Below are 15,361 nucleotides of genomic sequence, written 5' to 3' on the forward strand. Positions count from 1 at the left end.
CGATGCGAAACGGCGCCAGGAAGGCGCCGCGTAACTGGGCTGTGGTCTACCCGGCGCAGATTCTACCAGCGAAAGCGCAATTGATCGGTGCGCGGCTTCACCTGCGGCGCCTCGGTTGCAGCGGCCTCCGGATTCTCTACTGGCTCAGCAGCATCGAGCGGCTCACTGACTTCCTGCAGTTGCCCCAATGCCAGTTGCGCGCGCAGCTGCTCCGGGCTGGCGCTGACCTGATAAACCAGGCGCTGGCCGTCGATTTCCTGCAAACGCGCGGCGAAGGGTTCGAGCAAGCGCTCCAGTGCCGCGAAACGGCCCAGGTCTGCGCCCTCGATCACCAGCGTCAGGCTCTGCGCAGCACCCGGTTTGACCAGGAAACGCGGCGCCAGGCGCTCGGCCACGGCCAGCAGCACTGCATCGGCCAGCGCAGCCTGATCGGCGGCCTCTGCCTTGCCCTGCTCGCGCTCGTCACCCAGCCACAGGCGCCAGGTCGCCTGCCAGCTGCCGCCGCTTTCAGTCGCCTGCACGGCCAGCAAGGCATCGGCGCCGTAGCGCTCGGACGCCTCGCGCAGGGCTTGTGGATCGTTGGCCAGCAGCACATCGGCAGTACCCAGCGCCTGCTCGCTCAGGTCCGCCAGCGGCAAACGCAGTGGCAAGCCACGGTGTTGCGCGGCATCGCGTAGCAGTGCCGATGCGCTCTGGCTTTCACCAACCAGTTGGCTGCCTTCAGGCGACTCGTTGAGCCACCAGGTCAGGATGGCCGGGCGATTGGCCCCCCACAGAGCCAGGCCGGCCTGCCGCAACTGGCGCTCGGTACTGCCCGGATCGAACTCGACCAGCAGCGCGTCGCCTTCATAACCGTACTGGCTGACGATCTGTTGCGGGTCCTTGCGCAGCCCTTCAAGCCCGGCACTCTGCAACGCCTTGGCGTCGCCGGTCAGGCGTAGCACCAGCGTCTGCAGGGCTTTCTGCATGGCAGCGTCGCGAGTTTCCGGCTGTTGGTCGGCCACCGGCTCGCGCACCTGGTACAGACCGGTAACCGGCGCGGCCAATACCGGCAGGCTCAGCAGCGACAGACAGAGGAACAACAGGCGGATGGGCAAACGCATTGGGGTGGACTCTCGCAAGGGATGGCCGCACGGCGGGCGGGCACAAAGGCCTATACCTTAAACAGCCGCTCAAGCCCCGGCAACCAGAGCCAGTGCCTGCGACGAAGCGCATGCACACGAGTGGCCGCTACCGGGCAAGCCTGATAAAATCGCGCGCCTTCGCCAGCCGGTACGCGCGCCGGGCTCCTTGGATGAGCCTGCGCCACGTCGGCGCCTACACGAACTCCCCATCCAAAGGCCCGGATCTATGAGCAAGCAACCCTCCATCAGCTACAAGGACGCAGGCGTCGACATCGATGCCGGTGAAGCCCTGGTCGAACGCATCAAAGGCGTCGCCAAGCGCACTGCGCGTCCGGAAGTCATGGGTGGCCTGGGCGGCTTCGGCGCCCTGTGCGAGATCCCGGCCGGCTACAAGCAACCGGTACTGGTATCCGGCACCGACGGTGTCGGCACCAAGCTGCGCCTGGCACTGAACCTGAACAAGCACGACAGCATCGGCCAGGACCTGGTCGCCATGTGCGTCAACGATCTGGTGGTCTGCGGCGCCGAGCCGCTGTTCTTCCTCGACTACTACGCCACCGGCAAGCTCAACGTCGACGTCGCCGCCACCGTGGTGACCGGCATCGGCGCTGGTTGCGAACTCGCTGGCTGCTCCCTGGTCGGTGGTGAAACCGCCGAAATGCCGGGCATGTACGAAGGCGAAGACTACGACCTGGCCGGTTTCTGCGTCGGCGTGGTGGAAAAGGCCGAGATCATCGACGGCTCCAAGGTCGTAACCGGCGACGCTCTGATCGCCCTGCCTTCCTCCGGCCCTCACTCCAATGGCTACTCGCTGATCCGTAAGATCATCGAAGTTTCCGGCGCCGACATCGAACAGGTGCAACTGGGCGGCAAGGCTCTGGCCGACCTGCTGATGGCGCCGACCCGCATCTACGTCAAGCCGCTGCTCAAGCTGATCAAGGACACCGGTGCGGTCAAGGCCATGGCTCACATCACCGGCGGCGGCCTGCTGGACAACATCCCGCGCGTACTGCCGCAGGGCGCACAGGCCGTGATCGACGTGGCCAGCTGGAATCGCCCGGCCGTATTCGACTGGCTGCAGGAGCAAGGTAACGTCGACGAGCATGAAATGCACCGCGTGCTGAACTGCGGCGTCGGCATGGTCATCTGCGTCGCTCAGGATCAGGTCGAAACCGCCCTGGCCAGCCTGCGCGCCAGCGGCGAGCAACCTTGGGTCATCGGCCAGATCACCGCCGCAGCAGAAGGCGCAGCCCAGGTTCAGTTGAACAACCTGAAAGCCCACTGATGCCCTGCAATGTCGTCGTCCTGATCTCCGGATCAGGCAGCAATCTGCAAGCGCTGATCGACAGCGTCGGCCACGACGGCAATCCGGCCCGCATCGCCGCGGTTATCTGCAACCGCGCCGATGCCTATGGCCTGGAGCGGGCGAAACAGGCCGGGATCGCCACCGGTCTGCTCGACCACAAGCAGTTCGATGGCCGCGACGCCTTCGATGCCGCCCTGATCCAGACCATCGATGCCCACCAGCCTGACCTGGTGGTGCTGGCTGGCTTCATGCGCATCCTCACGCCGGGCTTCGTTCAGCACTACGCAGGCCGCCTGCTGAATATCCATCCGTCACTGCTCCCCAAGCACAAGGGGCTGCATACCCATCAGCGCGCCCTGGAAGCCGGCGACAGCGAACACGGCTGCAGCGTGCACTTCGTGACCGAGGAACTCGATGGTGGCCCTCTGGTCGTACAAGCTGTGTTGCCGATCAAGGCAGACGACACGGCCGAAAGCCTTGCTCGCCGCGTGCACCAGCAGGAACACCAGATCTATCCGCTGGCAGTACGCTGGTTTGCCGAAGGCCGCTTGCGTCTTGGCGCTCAAGGCGCAATGCTGGATGGCCAGCCGCTGCCTGCCAGCGGCCACCTGATTCGAACCTAGGAGACTCTATGCGTCGTGCCCTGCTGTTCGCCCTGACACTGTTCAGCCTGTCCGCCTTTGCCGAGGACCTGCAGCCCTTCTCCGCCAGCTACACCGCGGACTGGAAGCAGCTGCCGGTCAGTGGCAGCGCCGAGCGCAGCCTCAAACGTGAAGACGACGGCCGCTGGACCCTCAACTTCGAAGCCTCGATGCTGGTCGCCGGCCTCACCGAAGAAAGCACCTTCCGCGTCGACAACGGCGCCCTGCTGCCACTGACCTACCGCCTCAATCGCAGCGGCCTGGGCAAAGGCAAGAAGGTCGAGCAGGACTTCGACTGGGAGCAGAAGCAAGGCATCGGCAGCGACCGTGGCGATGCCGTGCGACTGCCGCTCAACCGTGGCCTGCTGGACAAATCGACCTACCAGGTTGCCCTGCAAGAGGACGTTGCGGCCGGCAAGAAGAGCGTGAGCTACCAGGTGGTCGACGGTGACGAGATCGAAACCTATGACTTCCGCGTGCTGGGCGAAGAAGTGGTACGCACCAAGGCGGGCCTGATCGACGCAATCAAGGTCGAACGCGTGCGTGACCCCACGCAAAGCACCCGCAAGACCGTGCTGTGGTTCGCCAAAGACTGGGGCCACCTGTTGGTGCGCCTGCATCAGGTGGAAACCGACGGCAAGGAATACCAGATCATGCTCAAGGAAGGCACCGTCGCCGGCAAATCGGTAGAAGGTCGTCGCGACTGATCTACAACTGAATAAAAAACCGGGCCATTGCCCGGTTTTTTATTGCCCGCCGTAAACGCTGGCAAATAACGCCAGCCCTGGCCTCTCAATCCTGACTCACCGCACCGATCTTGTGAATCGACAGGTCAGCACCGTTGTATTCCTCTTCCTGACTCAGGCGAATACCCAGCGACACCTTGAGCAGGCCATACACCACGAAGCCACCGAGCAGCGCGACCACAACCCCCAACGCGGTGCCGATCACCTGGCTGGCCAGGCTCACGCCACCCAGGCCGCCGAATGCCTCCAGGCCGAAGATGCCGCAGGCGATGCCGCCCCAGATACCGCACAGGCCATGCAGTGGCCAGACGCCGAGCACGTCGTCGATCTTCCACTTCACCTGCGTCGCGGTGAATGCCCAGACAAACAATGCGCCGGCAATCGCGCCAGTGACCAGAGCACCGATCGGATGCATCAAGTCCGAGCCGGCGCAGATCGCGACCAGACCAGCCAGCGGGCCGTTATGCAGGAAGCCTGGGTCGTTGCGCCCTACCAGCAGCGCGGCGACGGTACCGCCAACCATGGCCATCAGCGAGTTGACCGCCACCAGGCCACTGACGCCCTCGAGCGTCTGCGCGCTCATCACGTTGAAGCCGAACCAACCGATGATCAGGATCCACGAGCCCAGTGCCAGGAACGGAATGTTCGAGGGCGCCATGGCCACCAGCTTGCCGTCGCGATAACGCCCGTTGCGGCGCCCCAGCAGCAGCACGGCGCCGAAGGCCAACCAGCCGCCCATGGCATGCACCACCACCGAACCGGCGAAGTCATGGAAGCCGGCACCGAAGCGAGCCTCGAGCCAGGCCTGGAAGCCGTAGTTGCCGTTCCAGATCATGCCTTCGAAGAAGGGGTAGACGAAGGCTACGATCAATGCCGTGGCGCACAGCTGCGGGCCGAACTTGGCACGTTCGGCAATACCACCGGAGATGATCGCCGGAATTGCCGCGGCGAAGGTCAGCAGGAAGAAGAACTTCACCAGGCCGTAGCCATGGTTCTCCGTCAGCACCGCAGCCGGCTCGAAGAAATTGATGCCGTAGGCGATCCAGTAGCCGATGAAGAAATATGCCAAGGCGGAAATAGCGAAATCCGAGAGAATCTTCGATAACGCGTTGACCTGGTTTTTCTGCCGCACCGTGCCCACTTCGAGAAAGGCAAAGCCGGCATGCATGGCCAGGACCATGATGGCACCCAGCAGGATGAACAGGGTATTGGAGCCGTGGATCAGGGTGGCCACGGCACTGTTGATGTTTTCCATCGAGAAAGAAAACTCCGGAGGCAGAAGAAAAGGCACCAAACAAAGGCACAAACCCGAAAACGCGCACCACAATGCAGCCAGACACAGTGAGGCGCCCTCGAAAAGTGCCGTCGAGTGGCCCTAAAATAGCGCCACCATATGTCGACATATCGATGCTTATTTCTTGTTAATCAAATGGTTATGCGCGAAATGGACCATCCTGAGCCGCCCCGAAAAAGCCCCATCACAGGGCATTTCTCGACCTTCGCGCACCAGCAAAATGCAATCGCTATACCAAACGCCAGGCCGGTCACTTCCCGACTATTCTTGCGGAACCCTCACGCTGCAGAGCAATCGTAAGTAGCACATACCAACGCAGAGGACTGCTCACTATGCCCCGCAAAGCCGCTACTCCAAGCACCAAGGACGCCCTGCTGGATGAATTCCAGGCTCTGGTCAGCGATACCGAGAAGCTCCTGCAACATTCCGCCAGTCTCGCCGGCGAACACGCCGAGGCCCTGCGTGATGACATTCGCGGCAGCCTAGATCGTGCCCGAGACACCCTGCACAAAGCCGAGTCTGGCCTGCGCGAGCAGGGCAAGATCGCCGTCGACGCCACTGAAGACTATGTGCACAAGCACCCATGGCAGGCACTGGGGTTGTCGGCCGCTATCGGCCTGGTGCTCGGCCTGCTGATCAGCCGCCGTTGACAGCGCCAATGTCCAATGGACCATCGCCACGGCGCCTGGGGGCGGCCCTACTGGGCCTCCTCCAGGGCCATGTGGCGCTGCTGGCCCATGAACTCGAAGACCAACGCAACCAGGCACTGCGCGCGCTGGTTCTGGGCGGCCTGTGCCTGGCCTTCGCCCTGCTTCTGCTGATAGGTCTGTCCGCACTGCTGCTAATCGTCTACTGGGACAGCCACCGCCTGGCGGTTGCTACGGGTCTTTGCCTGTTCTACGGTTCTGGCCTGGTAGGGTGTGCCACCTGGCTGCTGATCAGTCTGCGCAACGCCGAAACACCGTTCAGCGCCAGCCTGGAAGAACTGCAACGTGACCGCGAGCAACTGCTGCCATGACGTCCAACTTGCCACCAGGCGCCTCGCGCCGTCAGTTGCGTAAAGCCGTGCTGCGCATGCGCCTGGAGATGCACCGCCAGGAACTGCGCCATGAAGTGCTGCAAATCAGTCAACCACTCAAGCAGGTACGCGAGTTTGGCCAACGCCTGCGCCAGGGTAATGCACCCTTTTTGCTCACTGGCGGCGCATTGGCACTGGCCGGACTCCTCGGTGGTAAACGCGGTTGGCGTCGCTGGTTGCGCCTGGCATTGATCATTGCGCCACTACTTCGACGTCGGCAAAGCGGTATCGACTGAAACGCCGATTGGTCTAGACCTGGCCTGGCCGCGATCTTGCTTGGTTGAGTAACCCAACCGCCATCAGGCGGCTCAACCGCTCAGCGCTAAGGACAAACCAGGTGATCGACGGACTGCCTTTTGCCGTCTTCCAACCCTTTATCGACACCGCCACCGGTCGTATCGCCGGTGTCGAGGCGCTGGCTCGGCTGCGCGATGACAAAGGCCAGGCGCGCTCGGCCGGGCCGCTTTTCGCCGACCCGAAAACCCCACCCGCCGCCCTGCGCCGCCTTGATCGACAGGTCCGCGAAGATGCCCTGCAGCGCTTTCATCAAGCCCCGTCGGACTGGTTCCTGAGCCTGAACATTTCGCCACGCTGGATCAGCCGCTTGCGCCCGGCGCAACCTCTGCCCAGCTTGATCCAACTACAACGCAGCGGTATCGACCCGACGCGCATCGTTTTCGAGATCACCGAACTCGGCGGCGCCAGCCAACGCCTGCCCGACGTGGTATCGCGCTACCGCGACGCCGGTGCACGCATCGCCATCGACGATTTCGGCGCCGGCTATTCACAGCTCGACCGCGTACTGGCGCTGCAACCGGACATCCTCAAGCTGGATATGCGCCTGTTTCAGGAAGCCGCCCGTGGCGGCCCCAGCGGTGAAGTGGTCAAGGCCCTGGCGCAAATGGCCGAAAAAACCGGCTGCTGGATCATCGCCGAAGGCGTGGAAACCGAAGCCGAGCTGAACTTCGCACTGGAGTGCGGCGCCCGCTATGTGCAGGGATTCTTGTTCGCCAAGCCGGAAGAGGAGCTATTCGCCAGCGATGCCTTCGTCGGCCGCTTCGCGCGCCTGCGTGACAACTACGTGCAACAGAAACTTGCCGAACGCGCACGCCTGGTCAACCTGCGCCAGCAACTGGCCGAGCTGATGTCCGAACTGAGGTTCTGGGCCGAAAGCGGTGCCCCGACAACGAGCCTGAAAGCACCGGACAACTATCCCTGGCTGTTGCGCATCTATCAGTGCGACCGCCACGGCACCCAACTCACGCCAAACCTGGAATGGCGCCAAGGGGCTTGGCAGGCCGATGATCGCTACCTCGGCCACAATTGGTCATGGCGCCCCTACTTCTATCAACTGCTGGCCGAAGGCTGGGAAGAACGGCGCCTGACGCTCTCCACCACCTACCGCGACGCCACCACCAACCAATATTGCCTGACCGCCGGCCAGTTCATCGATAACGGCCGCCGGCTGCTGCTGGTGGATATCGACGCCGCCGGCCTGTAACCAACCGGGGTTGCAGCCGGCGGCATGAACACCCAAGCTAGGGGCCCGGATCAACCTGGCGAGGATAGGCCTTGGATTGGCACACCCTGCTCACCCGTGAACGTCTCGGTAAACCTGCGCCCAGCTCGGCAGAGCTAGGTCGCAGCCCCTTCCACAAGGATCATGACCGCATCATCTTCTCCGGCGCATTTCGCCGCCTGGGACGCAAGACGCAGGTGCATCCGGTTTCGAGCAACGACCATATCCACACCCGCCTGACCCACTCGCTGGAAGTCAGCTGCGTCGGCCGCTCACTGGCCATGCGTGTCGGTGAGATGTTGCGTGACGACCTGCCCAACTGGTGCACACCGAGCGATCTGGGCATGGTCGTGCAGTCTGCCTGCCTGGCCCACGATATCGGCAACCCGCCGTTCGGTCACTCCGGCGAAGACGCCATTCGCCACTGGTTTCAGCAGGCCGCCGGGCGCGGTTGGCTGGATGCGATGAGCGATGCCGAACGCGGCGACTTTCTCAATTTCGAAGGCAACGCCCAGGGTTTTCGCGTGCTCACCCAGCTGGAATACCACCAGTTCGATGGCGGCACACGGCTGACCTACGCCACCCTCGGCACCTATCTCAAATACCCCTGGACCGCTCGCCATGCCGACGCTCAGGGCTACAAGAAGCACAAGTTCGGCTGCTACCAGAGCGAGCTGCCGTTGCTCGAACAGATCGCCGCCAAGCTCGAGCTGCCGCAACTAGAGGCGCAGCGCTGGGCACGCCACCCGCTGGTCTACCTGATGGAGGCCGCGGACGACATCTGCTACGGCCTGATCGACCTGGAAGACGGCGTGGAGATGGAACTGCTCGACTACACCGAAGTGGAGGCATTGCTGCTCGACCTGGTGGGCGATGATCTGCCGGAAACCTATCGCCAGCTCGGCCCCAAGGACTCACGCCGACGCAAGCTGGCGATCCTGCGCGGCAAAGCCATCGAGCACCTGACCAACGCCGCGGCCGGCGCCTTTGTCGAGCAACAGCACGCCCTGCTGGGTGGTGGCCTGCAGGGCGATCTGGTCGAACACATGCACGGCGCGGCCAAGCACTGTGTGCAGAGCGCGAAATCCCTGGCGCGCGAGAAGATCTTCCACGACAAGCGCAAGACGCTGCATGAAATCGGCGCCTACACCACGCTGGAAATCCTCCTCAACGCCTTCTGCGGTGCAGCACTGGAGCTGCACAGTGGTCGTGCGCTGTCGTTCAAGCATCGGCGCATCCTCGACCTGCTCAGCTACTACGCGCCTGAACCCGGCTGGCCCCTGTATCGCTCGTTCATGCGGGTGATCGATTTCATCGCCGGCATGACGGACAGCTACGCTACGGAAATGGCGAGGGAGATGACCGGCCGTTCGAGCCCGATCTGACGAAAACAGCGCATGAAGAACCTGATTCGTAACAGTTTCACCTGGCATGCCGGCCCGCCGGCCTGGGGCCCTGCCGTGGTCGCGGTGCTGGGCTGCGCCCTGCCGCTGGTGCTCGGCCTGTTCACTGCTCACAGTGGTTTTCTCTGGGCCTCGGCAGGTGCTTTTCAGGCCGCCCAGGCCAACCCGCTGCACCGCTTCGGCATGCTGCGCATGCTGCTGCTCACCGGCCTGGGTGCCTGCAGTGCCGGCCTGGGTTTCTGGGCGGGTAGTCACCCCCTGCTCAGCTTGTGCATTTTTGCAGCGTTCGGCCTGCTGTTGGCCTGGCTGCAACGCTTCGGTAGCGAAGCCGGCAAGCTGGGTATCGGCCTGAGCATCTGCCTGTGCCTTGGCCAGGGACAGTTCGGCATCGGCAATCTGCACAACCCCTACGCAGTGGCCACGCTGTTCATCCTCGGCGGGCTCTGGGTCATGCTGCTGGCCTTCGGCCTGCGCGGCCTGCATGGTCTGCGCATGTGGCCGTACATGCCGCGCTTTCTCGCCATTCTCAAGGTGCTCAAGCGTCACGCGCAGCGCCTGCCGCGCCAACAGTGGCGCCTGCACGCCCTGGCCTGCATGCTGGCTTTCGCCGCCTCGGGGCTGATCGTCAACCTGGCCTGTCTGTCGCGCGGCTATTGGTTGACACTGACCGTCATCAGCACGCTGCAACTGGAATTCCAGGGCAGCCTGGTGCGCGCCCTGCAGGCCAGCCTGGCCAGCCTCGCCGCAGCCGGCCTGCTGATCATCTTCGGCCACAGCCTGCAGAGCCCACCGATGATGGTGATGACCCTGCTGGCGCTGGTGTTTCTCAGCCGCGCACTGCAGGCCAATCACTATGGCCTGTTCGTGCTGCAGACCAGCCTCTGCTTCGTGCTCCTGGCCGAGAGCCTGTCGCATGACTGGCACCTTGCCGAGGTTCGCCTGCTCAACGCACTGATCGGCGTCGCCCTGACCCTGACGATCGCCTTGCTGGTGCATGGCCTGCGCCTGCAACTGAACAAACCGGCCAAGACCGAAGAGAGTTCGCAACAGCCTTTATAACGCTTAGGCAGATTCGCCCACACTTCACTATGCTGTTGGAGCCTGCAGCGCCAGCAAGGAGTGAAGTGCGATGCCCAATACAGCGGTTGCGCGCGAACGCCGTTTTCCCCTGCATGTTCACATCAGCGTCCTGTTCACCTTGCTACTGCTGTTCACCGGCGTGGTGCTGGGGCTATTCAACTATCAACAGACCAGCCGACTGATCTTCTCCAGCAGTTCGACCCTGTTCGAGCGCATCCAGTACGACGTACAGAAAGATCTGGATAGCACCTATCGCCCGATACGCCATCTGCTCAGCCTGCTGGCGCTGCACCCCGCCACCCAGGCCGATACGCTCGACGAACGCCTGGAAATGCTGCCGCTGTTCGTTCAGGCCCTGCGCGACAACCCCAAGCTGGCCTCGATCTACCTGGGTTATGAAGATGGTGATTTCTTCATGGTCAGACCGCTGCGCAGCGACATGCTCAAGCAACGCTTCGACGCACCGGACAAAGCCGCCTACCAGGTCTGGGCCATCGACCGCAGCAGCGTCGGCACCGACAGCGACTACCTGTTCTATGACGGCTCATTGAACCCGCTCAGCCGCCGGCAGAACCTCAGCGAACCCTATGACCCGAGGCAACGCGAGTGGTTCAAGCGCGCCCGCGGCGACGGTGGGCAGATCACCACCGCACCCTATCTGTTCTTCTCCACCCAGGAAATCGGCACTACCCTGGCCAGGCGCAGCGGCCTGACCACGGTGATCGGCGCAGACCTGACCCTGGATGATCTGTCCGCCACCCTGGCCAGCCATCGCGTCACCCCCAACACCCAGGTGGTGCTTGCCGACAGCGATGGCAACGCCGTGGCCTACCCCGAGAGCAGCCGTCTGCTCAAGGATGTCGACGGCAAGGTATCGCTGGTCAAGGTCAGCGAGCTCAACCCTGCCCTGGGTGAACTGCTGGCCAGCCAGTTGAACGAACAGGACGCAGGCGTCATCGAGCTGGCCAAGCAGCGCTGGGCCATGGCCCATCGGCACATTCAGGAAGGAGGCCCGCAAGGTTTGCATCTGGCGCTGCTGGTCCCCGAGCAGGAACTGCTGGCCGAGGCATACCGCATACGCTGGCAGGGTGCCCTGATCACCCTCACCACCTTGTTGCTGTGCCTGCCCCTGGGCTGGCTGACCTCGCGCCTGGTGGTCAAACCGCTGCGCAGCCTGGTGCAGGAGGCACAGGCCATCCGCCGCTTCGACTTCGCCTATCCGGCCAGCGGGCGCTCGCCGATTCTCGAGGTCGACCAGTTGGCGGTGTCCATGAGCAGCATGAAGGACACCCTGTCGAGCTTCCTCGACATCGCCGCCAGCCTGTCTGCGGAAACCCAGTTCGAAGCACTGATCAAACGCGTGATGGACGCTACCGTCTCCATCAGCGAGGCCCAAGGCGGCCTGCTCTACCTGCTGGACAACGACAGCGACCGTCTGGAGCCCCATGGGCTGATCATCGACGGTCAGAGCCGCAACCTCGCCGACCTCGGCATCCACGGCCTGGCCCATGACGACCCAACCCTGCCCACCTGGTTACAACGCCCAGCCAGCGGTGGTAACAGCATCGCCACCTCCATCGGCTTTGATCAGGCGGGGAAATTCCAGGGGCTGCTGTCGGCCATGGATAGCCCGCGCCTGCACCTGATCGCGGCCGGCCTGCACAACCGTCAGGGCGATACCGTCGGCGTGCTGGTGCTGCTGCAACGTGACACCGGCGAGAACAGCGAGAGCATGCTCAGCCCCGACCGTGTCGCCTTCGTAGATGCCGTCTCAGGCAGTGCAGCCCTATGCATCGAGAGCCAGCGTCTGCTGGCCAGGCAGAAGCAATTGCTCGATGCCTTCATCCAGCTGATCGCCGGCGCTATCGACGCCAAGAGTCCCTATACCGGCGGCCACTGTCAGCGCGTACCGGAAATCACCCTGATGCTGGCGCGCGCCGCTGCCGAGAGCAACGCCCCCGAGTTTCGTGATTACCACCCAAGCGACGAAGAATGGGAGGCGCTGCATATCGCCGCCTGGCTGCATGACTGTGGCAAGGTCACCACGCCAGAATACGTGGTCGACAAGGCGACCAAACTGGAAACCCTGTACGACCGCATTCATGAAGTGCGCATGCGTTTCGAAGTGCTCAAGCGCGATGCCTGGATCGCCTATTGGCGTGCCCGCACCGAAGGTGGCGAGGAGGCGGCGCTGGCCAGGCTGCGTGACCAGTTGCTGAGCGATCTGGACGATGAGTTCGCCTTCATCGCCCGCATCAATCTGGGGGGCGAAGCCATGGCCGATGCCGACCAGGCGCGCCTGCAGCAGATCGCCGGACGCCGCTGGCTACGCACTCTGGATAATCGCCTCGGCGTGTCCTGGGAGGAAGCCAAGCGCCTGGAACGCTCGACACCTGCAAGCCTGCCGGTGGAAGAACCGCTGCTAGCCGACCGCCCCGAGCACCTGATCGAGCGCGTTGGCCAGGAGGTGATCGCACCGGACAATCCCTGGGGCTTCAAGCTGGAAGTACCGCCGTACAAGTTCAACCGCGGCGAGTTGCACAACCTGAGCATCGCCCGCGGCACATTGACGGCCGAGGAGCGCTACATCATCAATCATCACATCGTGCAGACCATCCTGATGCTCGACCGCCTGCCCTTCCCCAAGCATCTGCAGAGCGTCACCGAGATCGCCGGCGGGCACCACGAGAAGATGGACGGCAGCGGCTATCCCAAACGCCTGAAGCGCGAGCAAATGAGCCTGCCGGCACGCATGATGGCAATCGCCGATATCTTCGAAGCACTGACAGCGGTGGATCGCCCCTACAAGAAAGGCAAGACGCTGTCAGAGGCGCTGAACATCATGGTCGGCATGTGCAAGGGCGCGCACATCGACCCGCAGCTGTTCGCACTGTTCATTCGCGCCGGCATCTATCGGCGCTACGCCGAACGTTTCATGCAGCCCGAACAGATCGATCAGGTGGACGAACAGATGGTCTTGGAAAAGGCAGGAGTGCTGTAGGAGAGAGCTCTGCTCGCGAAACGTTGGTCAACGCTTCGACTCGAGAGCAGAGCCGCTCCTGCAGTCAGGTATCAGGCCGTGGCCTGGAGCAGCCAAAAGCTGAGGCGGCGCCTGGGAACCCGGCGCCGAGTAGCGATCAAGCCTGGTTGATCGGGTTTTCCGGGTACCAGACGTCCTGCAGCGGGCTGAGCTCGAACTTCTCCAGTTCGTCACGGCCTTTCAGCCAGGCCTCGACGGCAGCGCGCTGCTCTTCGTTGACCGAGCCACGCTTGGCCAGGCAGACCAGGCCGAAGTCTTCGCCACCGACGTAATCCAGACCATTGCCGGCGATGGCCTGATCGAGGAACTGATCGACGAAATCGTCAAGGGTCTGATCGCTCAGGTCAGCCTTGAAGTTCAGGGTCAGCTCGAAGCCCAGCTCCTGGAATTCATCGACACAGAGCTTCTTGCGCAGACGGCGGGAACGGTTGGTCGCCATGAAACAATCCTCAAAGGTAATAACGCGCGGCACTCTAGCAGTTTCGCAGGCAGAGCGCCTGCTTGTGTCGCCCAGCAGCCCCTCGAACATGTTGAACGCCAGCTGTTTGCAGTGACTGTTTTTAAATAGACGAGGCCGACTGCAAGCCGATTCTTGCTGCATAATGCCAGCAACTTTTCCCCGAGTCGGACTGTCGTTTGTCTGTCTCCCTCGTTACTCCCGCCTGACTGCGGAAGGTTCTTGTCGATGATCCAGCGGTTTCGCCAACTGGCGCTGAGCGCCCTGCTTCTCCCCCTCGCCCTGTCCTGCCATGCTGCTAGCGCCGCACTCCCCGCCAAGGTCGAGCAGGCCCTGAAGGCCAACAAGATTTCCAACAACTCGCTGTCGGTGATGACCGTGCCTCTGGGCGGCCAGGCTGGCGGCCTGCAGTTCAATGCCGATGTTTCGGTCAACCCGGCCTCGACCATGAAGCTGGTGACAACCTACGCGGCACTGGAGCTGCTGGGGCCCAACCATCAGTGGAAGACCGAGTTCTATGCCGACGGCCCGCTGAAGGATGGCGTGCTGCATGGCAACCTCTATCTCAAGGGTGGCGGCGACCCGAAACTGAACATGGAGAAACTCTGGCTGTTGCTGCGCGACCTGCGCATCAATGGCGTGCGTCAGGTCCAGGGCGACCTGGTGCTCGATCGCAGCTTCTTCGTCGCCCCACAATTGCCGGCGTTCAACGACGATGGCGGCGATGCCAACAAGCCGTTCCTGGTGAAGCCCGACTCGCTGCTGGTCAACCTCAAGGCGCAACGTTTCATCACCCGTGCCGAAGACGGCAAGGTGAGCATCGCCATGGACCCGCCCATCGCCTCGATCCGTATCGATAACCAGGTCCGCCTGCTCAAGGCCGCAAAGTGCCCATCCTGGCCCGACATTCGCTACAACGCAGTGGATCAGTTCGATGGCACCACACTGATCGTCAGTGGCCAGTTGGCCGAAGGCTGCAATGCGCAGACCTACCTGTCGTTGCTCGACCACCCCAGCTACGCAGCGGGCGCGGTACGCGGCATCTGGCAGGAACTGGGCGGCAAGATCCTCGGCAAGGACCGCCAAGGCCCCGTGCCGGAAAAAGCCCGCATGCTGGTACGCGCCTTCTCGCCCGATGTGGTGGAGATCGTCCGCGATATCAACAAGTACAGCAACAACACCATGGCACGGCAGTTGTTCCTCAGTATTGGCGCACAGTTCCGTACCGAAGCCGACAAGGATGACTCCATGGCCGCGCAGCGCGTCATCCGCAGTTGGCTGGCACGCAAGGGCATCACAGCGCCACATCTGGTGATGGAGAATGGCTCTGGCCTGTCGCGCGCCGAGCGCATCAGCGCACGGGAAATGGCGCTGATACTCCAGGCGGCCTGGCGCAGCCCTTACGCTGCCGAGTTCCGCAGCTCGATGCCACTGGTGGCCATGGACGGCACCATGCGTCGGCGCCTGCAGCGCACGCCGCTAGTGGGTGAGGCACACATCAAGACCGGCACCCTGAATAACGTGCGCGCCATCGCCGGCTTCAGCCGCGACAGCAACGGCCAGGACTGGGCCGTGGTCGCCATCCTCAACGACCCGAAACCCTGGGGCGCCACCTCGATTCTCGATCAGGTACTGCTCGACACCTACAGCCAACCCAAGCGCTGACGATCACG

14 protein-coding genes are annotated in these 15,361 nt (G+C 63.1%); 11 read left to right on the forward strand and 3 right to left on the reverse strand.

The window, feature by feature from the left end; all coding sequences use genetic code 11:
* Nucleotides 1-62 precede the first annotated feature (62 nt).
* A complete protein-coding gene (locus EGJ86_RS15340; protein WP_125835711.1) occupies nucleotides 63-1,103 on the reverse strand; it encodes a DUF2066 domain-containing protein in 1,041 nt (346 codons plus the stop codon).
* A gap of 247 nt (nucleotides 1,104-1,350) precedes the next feature.
* On the opposite strand from EGJ86_RS15340, the gene purM reads away from it, so the two are divergent.
* The 3 genes from purM to EGJ86_RS15355 are packed head-to-tail and all read left to right on the forward strand — an operon-like array spanning nucleotide 1,351 to nucleotide 3,778.
* Nucleotides 1,351-2,409: a phosphoribosylformylglycinamidine cyclo-ligase gene (gene purM / locus EGJ86_RS15345; protein WP_125835712.1), complete on the forward strand. Its 1,059-nt coding sequence runs from the start codon at nucleotides 1,351-1,353 to the stop codon at nucleotides 2,407-2,409.
* Entirely contained in the window at nucleotides 2,409-3,053 is a 645-nt protein-coding gene (gene purN / locus EGJ86_RS15350; RefSeq protein ID WP_106735007.1) for a phosphoribosylglycinamide formyltransferase, read from the forward strand. Before purM ends, purN begins: the two co-directional genes overlap by 1 nt.
* Before the next feature lie 8 nt (nucleotides 3,054-3,061).
* Nucleotides 3,062-3,778: a DUF3108 domain-containing protein gene (locus EGJ86_RS15355; protein ID WP_125835713.1), complete on the forward strand. Its 717-nt coding sequence runs from the start codon at nucleotides 3,062-3,064 to the stop codon at nucleotides 3,776-3,778.
* An 85-nt stretch (nucleotides 3,779-3,863) separates the two neighbouring features.
* Here the strand turns inward: EGJ86_RS15355 and EGJ86_RS15360 are convergent, their stop codons facing one another.
* A complete protein-coding gene (locus EGJ86_RS15360; protein WP_125835714.1) occupies nucleotides 3,864-5,072 on the reverse strand; it encodes an ammonium transporter in 1,209 nt (402 codons plus the stop codon).
* A gap of 371 nt (nucleotides 5,073-5,443) precedes the next feature.
* On the opposite strand from EGJ86_RS15360, the gene EGJ86_RS15365 reads away from it, so the two are divergent.
* The 7 genes from EGJ86_RS15365 to EGJ86_RS15395 all read left to right on the forward strand — a co-directional run bounded on the left by EGJ86_RS15365 (nucleotide 5,444) and on the right by EGJ86_RS15395 (nucleotide 13,192).
* Nucleotides 5,444-5,761, forward strand: coding sequence for a YqjD family protein (locus EGJ86_RS15365; protein WP_099523377.1), 318 nt, complete (start codon nucleotides 5,444-5,446; stop codon nucleotides 5,759-5,761).
* Nucleotides 5,762-5,769: 8 nt separating this feature from the next.
* Nucleotides 5,770-6,129, forward strand: a complete 360-nt coding sequence (locus EGJ86_RS15370) for a phage holin family protein (RefSeq protein WP_125835715.1) — start codon at nucleotides 5,770-5,772, stop codon at nucleotides 6,127-6,129.
* A complete protein-coding gene (locus EGJ86_RS15375) occupies nucleotides 6,126-6,425 on the forward strand; it encodes a hypothetical protein (protein ID WP_125835716.1) in 300 nt (99 codons plus the stop codon). Before EGJ86_RS15370 ends, EGJ86_RS15375 begins: the two co-directional genes overlap by 4 nt.
* 101 nt (nucleotides 6,426-6,526) lie before the next feature.
* On the forward strand, nucleotides 6,527-7,690 hold the full coding sequence (locus tag EGJ86_RS15380) for an EAL domain-containing protein (RefSeq protein ID WP_125835717.1): 1,164 nt from the start codon (nucleotides 6,527-6,529) through the stop codon (nucleotides 7,688-7,690).
* A gap of 71 nt (nucleotides 7,691-7,761) precedes the next feature.
* Entirely contained in the window at nucleotides 7,762-9,093 is a 1,332-nt protein-coding gene (locus EGJ86_RS15385) for a deoxyguanosinetriphosphate triphosphohydrolase (protein WP_106735000.1), read from the forward strand.
* A gap of 12 nt (nucleotides 9,094-9,105) precedes the next feature.
* Nucleotides 9,106-10,170, forward strand: coding sequence for an FUSC family protein (locus tag EGJ86_RS15390; RefSeq protein ID WP_125835718.1), 1,065 nt, complete (start codon nucleotides 9,106-9,108; stop codon nucleotides 10,168-10,170).
* A gap of 70 nt (nucleotides 10,171-10,240) precedes the next feature.
* A complete protein-coding gene (locus EGJ86_RS15395; protein ID WP_125835719.1) occupies nucleotides 10,241-13,192 on the forward strand; it encodes an HD domain-containing phosphohydrolase in 2,952 nt (983 codons plus the stop codon).
* A 136-nt stretch (nucleotides 13,193-13,328) separates the two neighbouring features.
* Here the strand turns inward: EGJ86_RS15395 and EGJ86_RS15400 are convergent, their stop codons facing one another.
* Nucleotides 13,329-13,670, reverse strand: coding sequence for a YggL family protein (locus EGJ86_RS15400; protein WP_045735171.1), 342 nt, complete (start codon nucleotides 13,668-13,670; stop codon nucleotides 13,329-13,331).
* 246 nt (nucleotides 13,671-13,916) lie between these two features.
* Here EGJ86_RS15400 and dacB point away from each other — a divergent pair, with 246 nt between their 5' ends.
* Nucleotides 13,917-15,353, forward strand: a complete 1,437-nt coding sequence (dacB, locus tag EGJ86_RS15405; protein WP_125835720.1) for a D-alanyl-D-alanine carboxypeptidase/D-alanyl-D-alanine-endopeptidase — start codon at nucleotides 13,917-13,919, stop codon at nucleotides 15,351-15,353.
* Nucleotides 15,354-15,361 lie beyond the last annotated feature (8 nt).

The organism is Pseudomonas sp. o96-267 (genome assembly GCF_003935465.1).
In the GTDB taxonomy this organism is placed as follows: domain Bacteria; phylum Pseudomonadota; class Gammaproteobacteria; order Pseudomonadales; family Pseudomonadaceae; genus Aquipseudomonas; species Aquipseudomonas sediminis.